Origin of the sequence: Pseudomonas sp. R5-89-07 (genome assembly GCF_003851685.1) — a bacterium.
Lineage (GTDB): Bacteria > Pseudomonadota > Gammaproteobacteria > Pseudomonadales > Pseudomonadaceae > Aquipseudomonas.
Window position 1 is genome coordinate 2,255,638 of record NZ_CP027727.1, and the last position, 16,813, is coordinate 2,272,450.

General features: G+C 61.5%; 17 protein-coding genes. 14 read left to right on the forward strand and 3 right to left on the reverse strand.

What is annotated here, in order from left to right:
* The first annotated feature begins 573 nt into the window (after window positions 1–573).
* Genes gspE through gspD form a run of 11 tightly spaced genes read left to right on the forward strand, consistent with a single transcriptional unit; the run spans window position 574 to window position 10,412 of the window.
* Entirely contained in the window at window positions 574–2,268 is a 1,695-nt protein-coding gene (gene gspE, locus C4J94_RS10435) for a type II secretion system ATPase GspE (protein ID WP_372240871.1), read from the forward strand.
* Window positions 2,265–3,467 (forward strand): type II secretion system inner membrane protein GspF, encoded by a 1,203-nt coding sequence (gene gspF / locus C4J94_RS10440; protein WP_124386071.1) that lies wholly within the window; start codon window positions 2,265–2,267, stop codon window positions 3,465–3,467. Before gspE ends, gspF begins: the two co-directional genes overlap by 4 nt.
* A gap of 20 nt (window positions 3,468–3,487) precedes the next feature.
* Window positions 3,488–3,913, forward strand: a complete 426-nt coding sequence (gene gspG, locus C4J94_RS10445) for a type II secretion system major pseudopilin GspG (RefSeq protein ID WP_017478966.1) — start codon at window positions 3,488–3,490, stop codon at window positions 3,911–3,913.
* A 9-nt stretch (window positions 3,914–3,922) separates the two neighbouring features.
* A complete protein-coding gene (locus tag C4J94_RS10450) occupies window positions 3,923–4,354 on the forward strand; it encodes a prepilin-type N-terminal cleavage/methylation domain-containing protein (protein ID WP_124386072.1) in 432 nt (143 codons plus the stop codon).
* Complete coding sequence (locus tag C4J94_RS10455) at window positions 4,351–4,713, forward strand: type II secretion system protein (protein ID WP_124386073.1); 363 nt, start codon at window positions 4,351–4,353, stop codon at window positions 4,711–4,713. The genes C4J94_RS10450 and C4J94_RS10455 overlap by 4 nt, the downstream gene beginning before the upstream one ends.
* On the forward strand, window positions 4,710–5,321 hold the full coding sequence (locus C4J94_RS10460) for a prepilin-type N-terminal cleavage/methylation domain-containing protein (RefSeq protein ID WP_124386074.1): 612 nt from the start codon (window positions 4,710–4,712) through the stop codon (window positions 5,319–5,321). The genes C4J94_RS10455 and C4J94_RS10460 overlap by 4 nt, the downstream gene beginning before the upstream one ends.
* The gene (locus C4J94_RS10465; RefSeq protein ID WP_124386075.1) at window positions 5,318–6,037 is read left to right on the forward strand and encodes a type II secretion system protein GspK; all 720 of its coding nucleotides are present in this window, start codon (window positions 5,318–5,320) and stop codon (window positions 6,035–6,037) included. Before C4J94_RS10460 ends, C4J94_RS10465 begins: the two co-directional genes overlap by 4 nt.
* The gene (locus tag C4J94_RS10470) at window positions 6,034–7,071 is read left to right on the forward strand and encodes a PilN domain-containing protein (protein ID WP_124386076.1); all 1,038 of its coding nucleotides are present in this window, start codon (window positions 6,034–6,036) and stop codon (window positions 7,069–7,071) included. The genes C4J94_RS10465 and C4J94_RS10470 overlap by 4 nt, the downstream gene beginning before the upstream one ends.
* Complete coding sequence (gspM, locus tag C4J94_RS10475; RefSeq protein WP_124386077.1) at window positions 7,052–7,651, forward strand: type II secretion system protein GspM; 600 nt, start codon at window positions 7,052–7,054, stop codon at window positions 7,649–7,651. The genes C4J94_RS10470 and gspM overlap by 20 nt, the downstream gene beginning before the upstream one ends.
* Window positions 7,648–8,160, forward strand: a complete 513-nt coding sequence (locus C4J94_RS10480; RefSeq protein WP_124386078.1) for a general secretion pathway protein GspN — start codon at window positions 7,648–7,650, stop codon at window positions 8,158–8,160. Before gspM ends, C4J94_RS10480 begins: the two co-directional genes overlap by 4 nt.
* The gene (gspD, locus tag C4J94_RS10485; protein ID WP_124386079.1) at window positions 8,160–10,412 is read left to right on the forward strand and encodes a type II secretion system secretin GspD; all 2,253 of its coding nucleotides are present in this window, start codon (window positions 8,160–8,162) and stop codon (window positions 10,410–10,412) included. The genes C4J94_RS10480 and gspD overlap by 1 nt, the downstream gene beginning before the upstream one ends.
* A gap of 182 nt (window positions 10,413–10,594) precedes the next feature.
* On the opposite strand, the gene C4J94_RS10490 is transcribed toward gspD, so the two are convergent.
* Window positions 10,595–11,728 (reverse strand): lactonase family protein, encoded by a 1,134-nt coding sequence (locus C4J94_RS10490; protein WP_164485566.1) that lies wholly within the window; start codon window positions 11,726–11,728, stop codon window positions 10,595–10,597.
* A 279-nt stretch (window positions 11,729–12,007) separates the two neighbouring features.
* Here C4J94_RS10490 and C4J94_RS10495 point away from each other — a divergent pair, with 279 nt between their 5' ends.
* Window positions 12,008–13,309 (forward strand): Nramp family divalent metal transporter, encoded by a 1,302-nt coding sequence (locus C4J94_RS10495; RefSeq protein WP_124386081.1) that lies wholly within the window; start codon window positions 12,008–12,010, stop codon window positions 13,307–13,309.
* Between the two features lie 71 nt (window positions 13,310–13,380).
* Here C4J94_RS10495 and C4J94_RS10500 read toward each other — a convergent pair whose 3' ends face one another.
* Window positions 13,381–13,872: an Lrp/AsnC family transcriptional regulator gene (locus C4J94_RS10500; RefSeq protein ID WP_124386082.1), complete on the reverse strand. Its 492-nt coding sequence runs from the start codon at window positions 13,870–13,872 to the stop codon at window positions 13,381–13,383.
* A 110-nt stretch (window positions 13,873–13,982) separates the two neighbouring features.
* Between C4J94_RS10500 and C4J94_RS10505 the strand changes: the two genes are divergently transcribed.
* Window positions 13,983–14,606, forward strand: a complete 624-nt coding sequence (locus C4J94_RS10505) for a LysE family translocator (protein ID WP_124386083.1) — start codon at window positions 13,983–13,985, stop codon at window positions 14,604–14,606.
* 30 nt (window positions 14,607–14,636) lie between these two features.
* Here C4J94_RS10505 and C4J94_RS10510 read toward each other — a convergent pair whose 3' ends face one another.
* A complete protein-coding gene (locus C4J94_RS10510; RefSeq protein WP_124386084.1) occupies window positions 14,637–16,130 on the reverse strand; it encodes an FAD-dependent oxidoreductase in 1,494 nt (497 codons plus the stop codon).
* A gap of 48 nt (window positions 16,131–16,178) precedes the next feature.
* Here C4J94_RS10510 and C4J94_RS10515 point away from each other — a divergent pair, with 48 nt between their 5' ends.
* Window positions 16,179–16,664 carry a MarR family winged helix-turn-helix transcriptional regulator gene (locus C4J94_RS10515; protein WP_124386085.1) on the forward strand — a complete coding sequence of 162 codons (486 nt, stop codon included), beginning with the start codon at window positions 16,179–16,181 and terminating at the stop codon, window positions 16,662–16,664.
* Window positions 16,665–16,813 lie beyond the last annotated feature (149 nt).

Consider the following 16,813-nt stretch of genomic DNA (forward strand, 5'->3'; position numbering starts at 1 on the left):
TGAATCTCGAGTGAGGGTGAACAAGTAAAGTCGTGCGACAGGGCGAACACTGGTCGCTTGATAGAGCAGTAAGTCCTAGAGGGCGGGTAAAAAGTTCAGAGGTTGAGAAAATATTCTTAAACAGGGATTTATTAAATGATGGCTCTTTGCCTTTGCAGGGCTTTTGCGCGATTTTGGGAGGGCGTTGATGGATGATTTGTTGATATATCGGTTAAATTTTGTTAAAAAATGTATATAAATGGTCATTTGTAGCTGATAAATCCAAAAAAACCATATTTACGTGCGTTCTTTAAAACCTAATTGCTGTTAGGTTTAGCGCTCTGGTAAGCTCTGTTACCTGCTGGTCTATGGGTTTTTATTATTCATCCGTTGGTGACATAGCCGCGTTTAAGTTGTTGTTCTTATATTGGTTTAAATAAGCCCGTTAAATCGCGGGCTTACAGTGCTGTACCTGTGAATAGTGGGTGCGCACAAAAAAATTAATATCGCCTGAGCCCGAATTAGTTGGGCGTCCCTATTTATTTTTATCGATTGCAGTAACCCATGTTGTCAGCCCTTATTGATGCTTGCCAAATGCAGATCCCGCACACCGAACAGGTCTGCACGTGGCTGATGGAGCAGGCCGGGTTGAAAACCGTGGATCTGGAGCGTGCCCGTCGCCTGTCCCAAGAGGACGGCGAAACAGAGTTACTCGGCCTGCTGACCCGCCTGGGGCTGGTCTGCGAAGTCGAACTGGCCCGCGCCTGGGCTGACCTGCTCGGCGCGCCGCTGCTGCTGGCCGACGCCGCGCCACCCTTGCTTGACCCTTTGCCCGCCTTGACCGAGCGCTTTATGCGCCACTACCAGGTGGTGCCCATGGGCTGGAGCCAGGGCGGCCTGCGCGTGCTGGCGGCCAACCCGTCGTTGGTCTACCCGTTCCAGGCCATGGCCTATGCCTGCGGCGTGCCGGTGTGGCTGGCGGTCGGCCCGCGCAACGAGGTCGAAACCTTGATCGAGCGCTACTACGGCCAGGGCCGCTCGGCCATGGGCACGCTGATCGAGAACCTCGATGAGCAGGGCGGTGCGCTGGAAGACATCGAACACCTCAAGGACATGGCCTCCGAGGCGCCGGTGATTCGCTTGGTCAACCTGATCCTGCAGCGCGCGGTGGAACATCGCGCCTCGGACATCCACATCGAACCTTTCGAAAACCAGCTCAAGGTGCGCTACCGCATCGATGGCGTGCTGCACGAGGCCGAAGCGCCGCCGTCCAGCTCGTCGGCGGCGGTGATTTCGCGGGTGAAGATCATGGCGCGCCTGGACATTGCCGAGCGGCGCCTGCCCCAGGACGGCCGGATCATGCTGCGCATCCAGGGCAAGGAACTCGACCTGCGCGTGTCCACGGTGCCCACCAGTTTTGGCGAGTCGGTGGTCATGCGTCTGCTCGATCGGCAGACCGTGCAGTTCGATTTCCAGAGCCTGGGCTTTGATGGCCAGCGCCTGGAAACCTTCCTCGAAGTGCTGGAACGGCCCCACGGGATTCTGCTGGTCACCGGGCCTACCGGCTCGGGCAAGACCACCACGCTGTACACCGCGCTGTCACGCCTCAATACCGCCGAGCGCAAGATCATCACGGTGGAAGACCCGGTGGAATATCAGCTGGAAGGCATCAACCAGATTCAGGTCAAGCCGGCCATCGGCCTGGACTTTGCCGGTGCGTTGCGCTCGATCGTGCGTCAGGACCCGGACGTGATCATGATCGGTGAGATCCGTGACCTGGAAACCTGCCGCATTGCTATTCAATCGTCGCTGACCGGTCACCTGGTGCTGTCGACCCTGCACACCAACAGTGCCGCGGCGAGTATCACGCGGCTGCTCGACATGGGCGTCGAAAGCTACCTGATTGCCTCGACCGTCAACGGCATCCTGGCCCAGCGCCTGGTGCGCCGTCTCGACCCGGCCACGCGCGAAGCTTTTGAAGCACCGTCCGAACTGATCGCCGAACATGGCCTGGACCGCTTTACCGATGCGCGCCCGATCATGCTTTATCGCCCGCGCGCCAACGCGCCGGGCGGCGGTTACCACGGCCGCAGTGCGATCACCGAACTGCTGGTGATGAATGAAGAACTGCGCAGCCTGCTGATGCGCCAGGCCGACGCCGCCACTCTCGAAGCCGCCGCCCGCCGTGGCGGCCTGCGCACCTTGCATGAAGAGGGCTTGCGCCAGGCCGTGGCCGGCGTCACGTCGCTGGAAGAAGTGCTGCGCGTGACCCGAGGCGAGGGCACGTGAGCCTGTTCAAATACCGCGCGCTCGACAGCCAGGGCGCTGCGCAAAACGGCACGTTCGAGGCCAAGGACCACGACGCCGCCGTCGCCCTGTTGCACAAGCGCGGGTTGCTGGTGTTGCAGATTGACGTCGCCGGTGCCCAAGGGCTGCGCAATGCCTTTGGCCGTGGCCAGTTGAGCGGCGCAGCGCTGGTCAGTTTCACCCAACAACTGGCAACCCTTTTGGGCGCCGGCCAGCCGCTGGAGCGCTCGCTGGGCATCCTGCTCAAGCAACCCGGCCAGCCGCAGACCCGCGCGCTGATCGAGCGCATTCGCGAACAGGTCAAAGCCGGCCAGCCGTTATCCAAAGCGCTGGAAGAAGACGGCAGCCAGTTTTCGCCGCTGTACCTGAGCATGGTGCGTGCGGGCGAGGCGGGCGGCGCCCTGGAAAACACCCTGCGCCAGCTCAGTGACTACCTGGAGCGCAGCCAGTTACTCAGGGGCGAAGTGATCAACGCGCTGATCTACCCGGCGTTTCTGGTGGTCGGCGTGCTCGGTTCGCTGGCGCTGCTGCTGGCCTATGTGGTGCCGCAGTTCGTGCCGATCTTCAAGGACTTGGGCGTGCCCATTCCGCTGATCACCGAGGTGATTCTTGGGCTCGGCCAGTTTCTCGGGTCATACGGCCTGGCGGTGTTTGCCGGGTTGATCGTGATCATCTGGACCCTGGCCGCACGCCTGCGTGATCCACAGCGGCGTGAACGTTATGACCGACGCGTGCTAGGCATTCGGGTGATCGGCCCGCTGCTGCAGCGGGTCGAAGCGGCGCGGTTGACCCGCACCCTCGGTACCTTGCTCAGTAACGGTGTGGCGCTGCTGCAAGCCTTGGTGATCGCGCGGCAGGTGTGCACCAACCGCGCGTTGCAAGCGCAGGTCGCCCAGGCCGCCGAGTCCGTCAAGGGCGGCGGCACCCTCGCCAGTGCCTTCGGCGCGCAGCCGTTGCTGCCGGACCTGGCCCTGCAAATGATTGAAGTCGGCGAACAGGCCGGCGAACTCGACAGCATGCTGCTCAAGGTCGCCGACGTGTTCGACGTCGAGGCCAAGCGCGGCATCGACCGCCTGCTCGCCGCGCTGGTGCCGTCGCTGACCGTGATCATGGCGGTGCTGGTGGCAGTGATCATGCTCGCGATCATGCTGCCGCTGATGAGCCTGACCAGCAATATATGAACCCTCGAGGACCCTTACCCATGCGCCATACCCGCTTCAAGCCCGCCCGCCGCCAGGGTGGTTTTACCCTGCTGGAAATGCTCGCCGTGATCGTGCTGCTGGGCATCGTCGCGACCATCGTGGTGCGCCAGGTCGGCGGCAATGTCGACAAAGGCAAGTACGGTGCGGGCAAGGCGCAACTGGCCAGCCTGAGCATGAAAATCGAAAGCTACGGCCTGGACGTCGGCTCGCCGCCCAAGTCCCTGCAGCAACTGGTCGACAAGCCGGGCAACACCGCCGGTTGGGCCGGGCCGTATGCCAAGCCGTCGGACCTCAAGGACCCGTTCGGCCATGCCTTCGGCTACCGCTTCCCCGGCGAGCACGGCGCGTTCGACCTGATCTTCTACGGCCAGGACGGCCAACCCGGCGGCGAAGGCTACAGCGCCGACCTGGGCAACTGGGAATAACTGCTGACCATGGCCAACGCCCAACGTGGTTTTACCTTGCTGGAAATGCTGGTGGTGATCGTCCTGATCAGCATCGCGGCCGGCTTGGTGGGTTTTGGCCTGCAACAAGGCTTGCGTTCGGCCAAGGAGCGTCAAGTGGTCGGGCAAATGGTCGAGGCGCTTCGCAGCACGCGGGCCAAAGCAATCGTCAACGGCAGCACTGAAGCCACCGTCTTCGACCTGCGCACGCTCAGCTTCCAGGCCCCGGGCCGGCCGAAAAAGCACTGGCCGGCCGACCTGCAAGTCACCCTGCACACCGCCGAACACGCAGGCTCGGCGGTGGAGTTCTACCCCGATGGCAGTTCCACCGGCGGTAACCTGTTGTTGGCCAATGGCAGCCGGCGCTGGCGTATCGATATTGGCTGGCTGACCGGCAGCGTGCAGTCCAAGGCGCTGCCATGAAGCGGCAAGCCGGTTTTACCCTGTTGGAAATGCTCGCCGCGCTCACGCTCATGGCCATCTGCAGCACCGTGCTGCTGGTCGCCTTCGGCCAGAGCGCGCGCTCGCTGTTGCAAGTCGCCCACAGCGATCGGCTGAGCCATGCCGCGGTCAGCGTGATGGACCAGGAAGCGGCCGGCCCCTTGGCGAATGGCGTGCGCCAAGGCGATTTGGACGGGATTGCCTGGCAGCTGCGCATCGCCCAGCAGCCGACACGCATCGGCCTGCCGCATTTGTTTCGCCTCGACCTGACGGTCAGCGAAGGCCCGCGCCAGGCGAGCTTCAGCACCTTGAAACTGCGTGCGGCAGGGGCCGGTTTGTGAAGCGCCGTCAGCAGGGTTTTACCCTGCTCGAAATCATGATTGTGCTGAGCCTGCTCGGTGTATTGCTGACCCTGGTCGGCGGCGCGCTGTTGGGGGCCAATCGCGCGGTGCTCAAGGCGCAGCGCTACACCGTCAGCCTGGATGAAATGCGCGCCGCGCAGCAGTTTCTGCGCACATCACTCGCCCAGGCGCTACCGCTGCCTATTGAGCCGCTCGACCGTGATACCCCGGGCCTGTTCTTCGGCTCGGCACAGCGCCTGGCGTTCGTCGCAGGCCTGCCGGGGCAGTTGGGCGGCGGCATCAATCGGTACACCCTGGCCCTGCAGGGCGACACCTTGCAGGTTACGTTTGCCCACATCAACCACGACGCCTCTGACTCGCCGTGGGGCGAGCCGCAGGTGCTGATGCGCGACGTCCAGCAGTTGAACTTCAGTTACCAAGGGTTCAGCGCCGAGGGCCAACTGACCGATTGGCTCGACCAGTGGCCGTGGCCGCAACGCTTGCCGCGTGCAGTGCGCATCCGGGCCAAGGTCAGTGGCCCTGTGCAGTGGCTGACCGAAGTGGTTGCGCTGCGTCTGGACCTGGCCGGCGGAGTGCCCGAGCGATGAAGCATCAGCGTGGGGTTGCGCTGCTGCTGGCGTTGTGGGTACTGGCGTTGCTCAGTGTGATGCTCGGCGCCCTGGCTGGCTGGGTACAGCTGCAAAGTCGCCAGGCCGCGTGGTATCGCCAGCACGCCAGCGCCGAATTCGCCGCCGAGGCCGGTTTGAACCTGGCCGTGCAAGGGCTGCTCGACCCGCTGCAACGACAGCACTGGGTCGCTGATGGGCGCGAAACCGTGTTGCCGTTCGACGGTGTGCACGTGCACATCCGCGTTTACAGCGAGCGCGGCAAGCTCGACTTGAACAGCGCCCCGGGCAGTGACCTGGCGCGGCTCGCCAAGGCCTGTGGCGCCAGCCAGCCACAAGCGGCGGCCCTGGCGCAGGGCCTGGAAGCACGCCGACGGGACGATGCCGCGCCGCTGCGAGTGATCGAAGAAATACGCCAGCTACCGGGCATGAGCCAGGCGCTGTACAGCCAGATGCTCCCCGACTTGACCTTGTGGAGTGGCCTCGACCGGCCTGACGCGGCCTTCGCCAGCCCGCTGCTGCGCCGTGCCCTGCACTTGGGCAGCCCGAGTGCCGTGGGCGCCACCCCGGGTGATGTGCTGCTGATCGACAGCCGCGTCGAACGCCCCGGCTCTCACGCGCGTGTGCGAACCACGTTGTTATTAAGCCCCGCGCCCGGCAGCGCACAACCGTATCGAGTCCTCGGGTGGCAAGAATGAACGAATACCTGACTGCCTGGTTTCAACCACTGGCCGCGCCGCTTGCCCAGCGCTGGCGTGGCAGCTTGCTGCAACAGGGCTGGCGGTTGTGGCTCAACGAGCTGCGCGCCTGCCTGCCGTCATGGCTGTGCAGCCCGGCGATCCCGCAGCAGGTCTATACCTGGCCATTACGCACACCGTTGCCCGAATCGCCGGTGCAGGCCACACCGGTACTGTTGCTGCCACCTTCGGCGGTACTGATGCAGCGCCTGCAATTGCCAGTGGCAGCCGCGCGCAATCTGCACGCCGTGGTCGGCTATGAGCTGGACCGGCTTACCCCGTTCGACGCCTCGCAGTTGTATTTTGTCGCGCGCCAGGAGCGGCGCAGCGGCGCGTGGTTGCAGGTCACGCTGGTGGCGATCCTGCGCGAACGCCTCGACAGCCTGCTCGCCGATTGCGCCGCGCAGGGTCTGCAGCCGCAACGCGTGGATGTGGGCGACAGCGCCGACTCTCGCCTGGGCATCAACCTGTTGCCCGCCGCACTGCGTCCGTCGTCACCGCACAATACGCACCGTCTGCGCCACGCGCTGCTTTGGCTGTGTGGCGCCTTGCTGTTCGCGGCGATGCTGCTGTGGCTCAACAGCCGCCAAGTGCTGGTGGCGCAGATGCAGACCACGGTGCAGGCGCAAAAAGCCCAGGTGGCGCAGTTGCAACAGGTGCGCCAGCAACTGGCCAATACCCGTGGCGCGGCCGATTACCTGAATCGGCGCAAGGCCGCGCAACCGACCGTGGCGGCGCTGCTCAACGAGCTGACCACGTGCCTGCCGGCTGACACATGGGTGGAGCAATTGGAAATCAACCGCGACGGCGATCTGTCCTTTTCCGGGCAAAGCGCCAAGGCCAGCGGCCTCATCACGCAAATCAAGGGTTGCCGCAGTCTGGAAAATGCGCGGTTTGTAGGCGTGATCCAGCCGGATGCGCAAACCGCTAAAGACCATTTTTCCCTGCGTACCGACATTCATCAGGAGGTCGCTGATGGCCCGTCCACTGACTGACCGCGAGCGCCGTGGCGTCGCGTTGATACTCCTCGCGCTGCTGCTTGGCGCCGCCTATTGGCTATTGATTGACAGCTGGTTCGCCGCGCCGCTGCGCGATCTCAATGCCCAGGCCGACGCGCTGCGCACCCAGCAGCAACGCTATGCCGGAGTGCTGCGCCAGGCCGATACACTGCAAGCGCAATTGCAACAGGCACGCAGCGATCCCGCCAGCAGCACCAGCTTGCTGCCCGGCGACGACCCCAGCGCGGTGGCTGCTGACTTGATGCAGCGCATGGCTGACCTGATCAGCCGCCAGGCCGGCAGTGGCGCCGGCTGCGCGCTGAGTCAACGGATGCCGATCACCCCCGAGCAAGATGCAGCCGAGCCTTATCGCCAGGTCAAAGTCAGCCTGACCCTTAGCTGCGCCATCGAACCCCTGGAAGCGATTCTGCGGACGCTGGAGTATCAGCGGCCGTTTCTGTTTGTGGATGAGCTGAGCGTGCGGCGTGGGCCAAATGCCCCCGCCAATGGCGCGGCCGGGCAGTTGACGGTGCACCTGCTGGTGCGTGGTTATCTGCAAGCGCAGGCCGCGCCATGAGCCGTCTCGAACGCGGGCTGGTCGGACTGGCGCTGGCCTTGGGGCTGGCCATTGCCGCGATCACCAGTGGTATCGCCGATGACCCGAACTGGTTGCCCGAGCAGGCTGCCCGCAGCGAGTCCCATGATCAGTTCAAGCCAGTCACTGCGCCGAGTGCCTCGTTGGACAGCCTGGCTGCGACTTGGAAAAATCCGCTGTTCAGCCCCGATCGCAGCCCGGATCACGCCGTGGTTCAGGCGCAGGCCGCCAGCCTGAGTGGCTTGACCCTGACCGGGGTGCTGATCAATGGCGAGCTGCGCGTTGCCATGCTCAAACGCAGTGACGGGCCGCCGCTCAACTTGCATCAGGGGCAGTCGCTGCCCAATGGCTGGAAGCTCGACAGCCTGACTGCCACACACGCTGAGTTCTCATCCCAAGGGCGCAGCCAACGCCTGGCGCTGTATGCGCCGCGCCTGCCACCGCCTTCGACCACACCGCCGACTTTCCTTCCACATGAGTCCACCCCGTAATGGCCAGTTCCAAAGGCGCGCCCGCCGTCGCCACCCCTATGCTTTGCCTCGTCGCCGCGGTTGCGCTGGCGGGTTGTGCCACCGCGCCCGAAACCTTCGAGCAAGACCGCGACATGATGCGCGAAGCCCTGCAGGGCACCGGCTCGCAACGCCCGCCGGTCGACCCGCGCAGCGAGCAGCCGGTGGTCGACACACCGACTGCCCAGGCGACGCCGCCACGGCGCCAACTGATTCGCGGCAATCAGCAGTTCGTCCGCCCACCGGCCGCTGCGGCGACTGCGCGTGAACAGGACAGCGGCGATATTGTGTTCAATTTCAGCAACCAGCCAATTGCGGCGGTGGTCAACAGCATCATGGGCGACCTGCTGCACGAGAACTACAGCATCGCCCAGGGTGTGAAGGGTGAGGTGAGTTTCTCCACGTCCAAGCCCGTTAATAAAAAACAGGCGCTGTCGATCCTCGAGACATTGCTGTCGTGGACCGATAATGCGCTGATCAAACAGGGTGATCGCTATGTAATTCTGCCGGCCAACCAGGCGGTGGCCGGCAAGCTGGTGCCGGAGATGAGCGTGGCGCAACCGTCGGCCGGGCTGTCCGCGCGGCTGTTCGTGCTGCGCTATATCTCGGCCACCGAGATGCAGAAGCTGCTAAAGCCGTTCGCCCGTGAAAACGCGTTCCTGCTGGTCGACCCGGCGCGCAACGTGCTGAGCCTGGCCGGCACGCCGGAGGAGCTGGCCAACTATCAGGACACTATCGACACCTTTGACGTGAATTGGCTCAAGGGTATGTCTGTCGGCGTGTTCGGCCTGCAACGCGCGTCAGTCGCCGAACTGATGCCCGAATTGCAAAAGATGTTCGGCCCCGACAGCGGCATGCCTTTGGCGGGCATGGTGCGTTTTCTGCCGATTGAGCGCACCAATTCGGTGGTAGCTATTTCGTCGCAGCCGCAGTACCTCAGTGAAGTCGGCGACTGGATCCGTACCATCGACGAAGGCGGTGGCAACGAGCCGCAGATGTACGTGTACGACGTGCGCAACATGAAGGCCACCGACCTCGCCAAGTATTTGCGCCAGATCTACGGCGGCGGTGCGATCAAGGACGACACCGCGGCCAAGGTCGCGCCGGGCCTGCGAACGCGTAGCTTGTCCTCGTTGAGCAGCGGCGGTACGTCCAGCGGCATCAGCAGCACCGCCAGCATGGGCAGCGGGATGAACGATAACCAGCCGCTCGCCAGCGATGAATCGGAGGAGGGCGGCGAGAACCTCGACAGCGAAGCCGACAGCGGTGGCGAGCAGGCCGAGACCACCGGCGATGCGGCCAAAAGCATCGACGCCGGCACGCGTATCACCGCGCAGAAGAGCAGCAACCAATTGCTGGTGCGCACCCGGCCGGCGCAATGGAAGGAAATCGAATCGGCGATCAAGCGGCTGGACAATGCACCGCTGCAAGTGCAGATCGAAACGCGGATTCTTGAGGTCAAGCTCAGCGGCGAACTGGACCTCGGCGTGCAGTGGTACCTGGGACGACTGGCGGGTAATTCTTCCAGCACCACGGTCGCCAATACCACCGGCAGCCAGGGCGCCCTGGGCGGCGGCGGGGTAGCGGTCGGCAGCAGTTCGCTGTTCTACTCGTTTGTCAGCAATAATTTGCAGGTTGCCTTGCGCGCGCTTGAAACCAATGGCCGCACCCAAGTGCTGTCGGCGCCGTCGCTGGTGGTGATGAATAACCAGCAGGCGCAGATCCAGGTCGGCGACAACATCCCGATCAACCAGACCACCGTCAACACCAGCACCTCTGACACCACCCTGAGCAGCGTCGAGTACGTGCAGACCGGGGTCATTCTCGACGTAGTGCCGCGCATCAACCCGGGCGGCCTGGTGTATATGGACATCAAGCAACAGGTCAGTGACGCGGACACCAGCTCGATCACCGACACGCAAACCAACCCGCGTATTTCGACGCGTTCGGTGTCGACCCAAGTCGCGGTGCAAAGCGGCCAGACGGTATTGCTCGGTGGTCTGATCAAACAGGACAACGCCGAAAGCGCTACCTCGGTACCTTACCTGGGCAAAATCCCCGGCCTGCGCTGGTTGTTTGGCACTACCAGCAAGTCCAAGGCGCGCACCGAACTCATCGTGCTGATTACCCCGCGTGTCATCACCAGCAGCAGCCAGTCACGCCAGGTCACCGATGACTATCGCCAGCAGATGCAGTTGCTCAAGGTTGAGCAGCGTCTTCCAGCCCTACAATGATGCAGGTAGGGCAATGGGGTACTGCCTCAAGGGTTCTGGACGTCCGCCCTCGATTGCCAAATATTTTATCCAATCCTTCCGAGCGGCCATCGATCCTGAGCGGGAAAGCGCTCCAGAACATCTACTCATGATCTACTACCCCGAAGAATTGCCTGCGGTGACCGATATCCATAGGTTGTGAATTAGTCTCCCAACGTTTGCAGTACCTCGATCCATAACGCACCTTTGCCCGACGCCGCTTCGCCGACACGTTTCAAGGCGCCGTTATGGCTGATGGCGTAGGTGCCGACTTTGTCGCTTTTCTCACCCGTCACCAGCAACCAGCGACCGTTGGGTGAAAACGCGATATTGCGTGGCTGCTGCTCTTGCACGGGGTAGTTCGCAATAAAACTCAAGCCGCCGGTGGAAGGGTCAACCGCGAAGGCCGACACCGAACTGCTGGTACGTTCGGTCATCAACAGTAGCTTGCCGTTGGGCGAGATCCGCAGGTCCGCCGCCCAGATACGGGGTGTGGGGTCGTCCTTCAAGTCGTTGTTACGTGCATCACGCACTTCACCGTGAGCCAGTTTCAAACGCTCAGGAATACCGTTGGAGACGGCAATCTGAGCCAATGCGCCAGTGCTCGCATTGATTGAAAACGCGGTGACCGTGCCACTCATTTCACCCACCACATACAGGTATTTGCCGTCCGGGGAAAAGGCCAGGTGCCGAGGCCCGGTATTGTCTTGGACTTTGATGTAGCCGCTGCCTATGGGGGTCAGCGCGCCGGTGTTGGCATCAAGGCGATATTGCAGCACCCGGTCCACGCCAAGATTGCCCGCGTAGGCAAAACGGTTGCTCGGGTCGGTACGCACCGAATGCGCATGCAGGCCTGTCTTATAGCTCTGGATGCTGGCAGAAGGCTTATAGGCCTTGTCGATGGCCTGAACGCTGAGGGTGTCGGCACCGTAGGATGCTCCGAGCAGATAGTGGCCTTTTCTGTCGGTAGACAGGTAAGCCATGCTTTCTGCCAGTGGCGCTTTGGATTGCAGTGTCAGATGCCCGCTTGTGGGGTCGATGCTGTATCCCAGTACCTTAAACGGCTTGACCCGCAAGGCGGCAAACAACACTTTACCGTCAGGGGTGATGGCCATGGGGTTGACTTGATCACCGGCGTTGACCTGTTCAATCAGACGCAGCGCGCCGGTGTCCTGATCAAGACGATACTGGGAAATCAGACCGTCTCCCGGGCTCGAGATATAGGCAAACGTTGCGGCGTTGGCTTGCAGGCTGAGGCCGTAGGCAACGGCAGCGGCCAAAAGAAGAGGGGTCCGCACGGGTGATTCCTTATTTTTATGATTGTGGTAAGTCATCCTATGACCATGCTCGGGCGACATCAATCGTTGTTTTGCTCAGCTCGGCACTCTAAACCGTGCATCAGGCGCTGTTAATGCCGGCTTTTTCCTCGCTAGTGTCTATTCCACGCACCCGACGTCATCGCGTTTCGGCGCTGAAACATTTCTAAATACACTCATTTAAGAATTGTTGTACGACGTCGTATCTATCGTGTTCGACTGCCCGTGTTCTCACAAAAAAAATAAACGGAGATACCCTCTATGACGAGCATTCGTTCCGTCGAAGGCCAGGTTGCGGCGCCCACGGACAATCGATTTGTCCGAATACTTAAACTGCTGGGCCCCGGAATCATTGCGGTACTGTCGTGGCTGGGCGCTGGCGACTTGATCACGTCCTCCGTGGCCGGTGCCAATTACGGTTACGCAATGATGTGGGTGCTGGCGGTCTCGCTGCTCTTGAGATACCTGATCGTAAACATCATCGCTCGCTTCCAGTTGTGCAATAACCAGGGCCTGACCATCCTGCAGGGCTATGCGCAACTGAATCCCTTTTTCGCCTGGTTCATGCTCGTTTACGCCCTGTTGATGGGGCACTTGATGAACGCCTACATGATCAAAGGGGCAGGTGAGTCGCTGGCGATGCTGTTTAAAAGCGACCAGCCACTGCTGTGTTCATTGGCGGTGGTGCTCGCGGTGTGGCTGCTGGTGGGGCGTAATATTTATTCGATGATCGAAGGCGTGATGAAAGTGCTGTTGGCGATCATGACCCTGGCTTTCATTGCCTTGGCCGTGATGTCCGGTCCCGATGTCGTCGGCATCGTCAAAGGCACCATCGGCTTCAGCATCCCGCCGGATGAAGGCGTGCATGGCGCGCTGCTGGTGGCGGTATCGGTTATCGGCGCGGTTGCAGGCTCCATCGCCAACTTCGTGCATCCGTATGTCATGCGTCAAAAAGGCTGGGTCGGGCCGCAGCACAAGCGGGTTCAACGCAACGATTTGCTGTTTGCAGTGTTCGTCGGGATCGTCATCAACCTGGCCATCTGGATCGTCGGCGCGGAAATCCTGCGGCCCAACGGCATCGAGGTGAAGACCTTGGGCGATCTGGGCAAGGCGCTGGAAATATTCTTCGGCCCGGTAGGTTGGTATGTGTTCTTCATCGGCGTATTCGCCACATTGTTTGCCAGCATTTCCGGCAAGACCACCGCGTTCCCGATGCTGATTACCGATGCCTTCCAACACGTTCGTCCTGAACGGCGCGAAAAGTACGGCAAGGAGTTTCATCATGACCCGATGCACAAATGGTTCATGCTGTTCATCCTGGTGACGCCGTTGATCTGGTCGCTGCCAGGCATGCCGGATTTCGTAACCCTGACCATTGGCGTCAGCGCGTTGAACATTATTGGCTTGCCGGTTATTTCCCTGGGCTTGCTGATCATGTCCAACCAGAAGTCGCTGCTGGACAAGCAATACCGCAATAACCTGTTTGAAAATATCGCGCTGCTCTTTGCGACAGGCCTCGCGTTGTGGGTCGCTTTCCAGTTGGGCGTCGATCTGTTTACCTGACAACGAGCCACCGAGGGAGCGCAATGTTCCCTCGGTGGTCAACCCAGGTGCCCGTCGCCACGGGGGCCGCGCTACGCCGGCAGCGGGCCGCGCTCAAGATAAGTACCCAAGGCAATAAACGTCTTCACGGCTTTGAAACCCTCCAGGCGATGTAGCGCGCCTAGCATGTTTTCCAGTTCCGCCGAGTTTTCCGTGCGCACCTTCAGAATCATGGCGGTATCACCCGCAACGGTATGAATCTCTTCAATCTGCGGGAAAGCAGACATCTCCAGCACACGCCGGGTGGTTTCCCAGTTGCTCGTTTCCAGATGCACGAAGGCAAGCAGGTCTCTGCCGATCATCGGCCCATCCAGTAACGCAACTGTCGCTCGAATGACACCCCTTTGCTTCAAGCGTTTGACCCGCTCATGGATAGCCGGCGCAGATAAATGAACGTGCGCGCTGAGCTCCTTGTAACTGAGTTCAGCGTTTTGTGCCAAAAGACCTAACAGCTTTCGGTCGATTGCATCGAGTTCTGCATGGTCGCCGCGCGGGCGCCGAACGGCCTTCGTATCTTCCTGCATGGTATTTCTCCGCCGATGACAGAACCATATTATGCGAACCGAAACTTATGCCGAATATTATTCGGAGTGCCATTGCCAGATTCGGGTTCGTGGAATGAGGGGGAGGGCAGATGAGTATTAACGTCATGGCCGCATTCTGGGCCGTTTCTTTGCTGCTGGTGCTAACACCGGGCGCTGACTGGGCCTATGCCATTGCCGCTGGCATGCGGGGACGCCGAGTGGTCATTCCGGCGGTCGTCGGCATAATGTCTGCACACTTGGCCGCCACATTGGCGGTGGCGGCTGGCGTCGGTGGTCTGGTGACGAGCACACCGGGCGCGCTATCTCTGCTGACCGTGGCCGGCACGGTCTACCTCGCCTGGATGGGTATCGGCATGCTCAGGCATCCCGGTGTGCTGGTTCAGGCTGAAGCGCAAACGTCGACCAGCCGATTTCAATGGGCATTGAAAGGCGCTTGCTTGGCCGGGTTGAACCCTAAGCTGTTTCTGTTTTTCCTGGCCCTCTTGCCGCAATTCACAAGCTTGAGCGCAGCGTGGCCGGTGCCGGTGCAAATCATCTGCCTGGGACTGCTGCACATTGCTGGCTGCAGTCTCGTTTATCTGGCTGTCGGATTCGGTGCCGGCGTGCTACTGCGCAGTCGACCTGTTGCAGCCAGGCGCGTCAACCAGGTATCCGGGGTCGTGATGATTGTACTGGCCGTCGCGCTGACGGCCGAACGCTTGTTCGTACAATAAAAGGCACAGTGGCGGGCAACGGGCCCCCCTTTACCCGCCAATCAGCGTCGAATGCGTATGGCGGGACAGGTAGGCACCCAACGCAGCCGGCTGATCTTTGCTGAAGAAACCTGCCAGATAGCCATCCGGCCTGACCAGCACGGCGCAGCCTTCATCGAGGCTGTAGCACCGGGCGAATTGGCCCAGGTGATCTTCGATCTCCGACCCGGGCCCGATGCTGTGGATGTGCAGGCCCGTGCGTGGCGCGAAGTTCGAGGGGCCATTGACCAGCAAGGTCCAATGGGTGCCTTGGAACAGGTTGAATAAACGCGTTGGGCTGCCGCTTGCGCGTCGCACGATGGCATCGGGTGCACGATCGCCTGGCGCGAGCTTGCTGTCGGCAGCCTGCGACGGGAGCGATAACGGTGAGTGCCGATAGCCGATATCCAGCTGCTGAGCTTCACGGGGCCGCCTGTTGTCGCCAGTCTTGAAGCCTGCAAGCAGGCGCGTGGACAGGCCGAGCACGTCTTCGGCCACCGGCCGACGCTCAGTTTCGTAGGTTTCGAGTAGGGCCTCTGGTGCGCCGGCCAATACTGCGGCCAACTTCCAGCCCAGGTTGTAGGCGTCCTGGACGCTCGTGTTGAGGCCCTGTCCGCCGGTAGGCGGATGAACATGCGCCGCATCGCCGACCAGAAATACCGGGCCATCCCGGTAACGCTCGGCGAGCCTGGCATTCATGCTGTAGGTGGAGGACCAGACGACTGAATTAACGGTGATGTCCGTGCGCCCGGTGTGCAGGGCAACGCGTTCGGTCAGCGCCGCCGCGCAGAGGTCAATCTCGCCCTCTAAAGGAACAGGCGCCTGGATCTGGAACAGGTCGGTGCCGGCCAACGGGCAGATAGCCAATGGGCCTGCGCCCCCGCCCTCAAACTGGTGCCACACATCGCGCGACAGTCCATCCAATTCCACATCGGCCACGATCGCTCGCACGCCCAGGGTCTTGCCCGCAAAATCAATCCCCAAGGTACTGCGCACAAAGCTGCGCCCGCCATCGGCGCCCACCAGGTACCGGGCCTGTAGGGGGTGCTCGCCATCCGCGGTTGCGAGTATGGCATTGATACCGTAGGTCCCGACCACCATTGCCGTCAGCTCGACACCAAACGCTGGCGCATGCCCCAGTTCGATCAAGCGTTCGCGCAAGATCGCCTCGGTCTTGAATTGGGGAATCATCAACGCAAGGCAGTAGGGCTCTGCTGGTGTGGGCTCGGCAGCGATGGATACCGGCTGGTCAACGTGACTGCCATTGGGCGCGTATTTGCGGATATTAGGGTAGCTACCACCTGCGGCCATCACCCGGTCCAGGATTCCGAGATCTTCGAAGACCTCCTGGGTGCGAGGCTGTATGCCCTTGCCGCGCGAGCCTAAAAAGGCAGCGGGACGCTTTTCGATAAGGGCAAAGTTCACCCCGCGCCGCGCCAAGTCGATTGCCAGGGTCAGGCCCGCGGCACCGGCACCACAAATCAGGACGTCTACAGGCTCACGCATTTCACTTCTCCTAGGAATGTGTAAGATGCACATAACAGGGAGCAGCTTATGACTACGAAAAATAAAGTGCAAGATACACATATGTCGGTGCAGATGAAGGATCTCCACCGGTCATTGATCTCGATCGTGAGCGTAATGAACCGGCCTCGCAACGATGAGCGATTGATCGCGCAAGCGGGTGTCCATCTGGATCAGGCGCTCTTTCGTCTGCTGGTGGTCATTGAGCGGGTAGGGCCGATAGGCGTCGTGGATCTGGCAGGTCGCCTGGGCCGGGACTATACGACCATCAGCCGCCAGGTTTCCAAGCTTGAGCGCATGGAATTAGTGATCCGACACGAGAACTCGGAAGATCGCCGAATGCGCGAGGCGGTGGTGTCTGCCAAGGGTAAGGCCGTCACCGATAAGATCGACCAGGCGCGCGAGCGCCTGGCACGAGACATCTTTCAGGACTGGGCTGCCGAAGACATCAACTGCCTGGTGCGCCTGATGCGTCAATTCGCGCAGGCCCTGGAACAGGGCACGGAGGCGGGCTAGCTTGCGCCACTGAAGACGCGCGTGGGCCTTTACCGCTGGTGTCACACCAGCGGTAAAGGCCGATCTAAAAGGATTTTTCAATGGCAGCCGAGACTCTCGGTAGCTCTGCGCTCGATGCCGCGTGACGAATCGTCTTCAACATCAAGCGC

Coding starts and splice junctions, on each gene's coding strand:
- C4J94_RS10465 (WP_124386075.1), top strand. CDS start 5,318: ATGAAGCATCAGCGTGGGGTTGCGCTGCTGCTGGCGTTGTGGGTACTG.
- C4J94_RS10505 (WP_124386083.1), top strand. CDS start 13,983: ATGAGTATTAACGTCATGGCCGCATTCTGGGCCGTTTCTTTGCTGCTG.
- gspM (WP_124386077.1), top strand. CDS start 7,052: ATGGCCCGTCCACTGACTGACCGCGAGCGCCGTGGCGTCGCGTTGATA.
- C4J94_RS10495 (WP_124386081.1), top strand. CDS start 12,008: ATGACGAGCATTCGTTCCGTCGAAGGCCAGGTTGCGGCGCCCACGGAC.
- C4J94_RS10450 (WP_124386072.1), top strand. CDS start 3,923: ATGGCCAACGCCCAACGTGGTTTTACCTTGCTGGAAATGCTGGTGGTG.
- gspE (WP_372240871.1), top strand. CDS start 574: ATGCAGATCCCGCACACCGAACAGGTCTGCACGTGGCTGATGGAGCAG.
- gspG (WP_017478966.1), top strand. CDS start 3,488: ATGCGCCATACCCGCTTCAAGCCCGCCCGCCGCCAGGGTGGTTTTACC.
- gspD (WP_124386079.1), top strand. CDS start 8,160: ATGGCCAGTTCCAAAGGCGCGCCCGCCGTCGCCACCCCTATGCTTTGC.
- C4J94_RS10470 (WP_124386076.1), top strand. CDS start 6,034: ATGAACGAATACCTGACTGCCTGGTTTCAACCACTGGCCGCGCCGCTT.
- C4J94_RS10480 (WP_124386078.1), top strand. CDS start 7,648: ATGAGCCGTCTCGAACGCGGGCTGGTCGGACTGGCGCTGGCCTTGGGG.
- C4J94_RS10510 (WP_124386084.1), bottom strand. CDS start 16,130: ATGCGTGAGCCTGTAGACGTCCTGATTTGTGGTGCCGGTGCCGCGGGC.
- C4J94_RS10515 (WP_124386085.1), top strand. CDS start 16,179: ATGACTACGAAAAATAAAGTGCAAGATACACATATGTCGGTGCAGATG.
- C4J94_RS10500 (WP_124386082.1), bottom strand. CDS start 13,872: ATGCAGGAAGATACGAAGGCCGTTCGGCGCCCGCGCGGCGACCATGCA.
- C4J94_RS10455 (WP_124386073.1), top strand. CDS start 4,351: ATGAAGCGGCAAGCCGGTTTTACCCTGTTGGAAATGCTCGCCGCGCTC.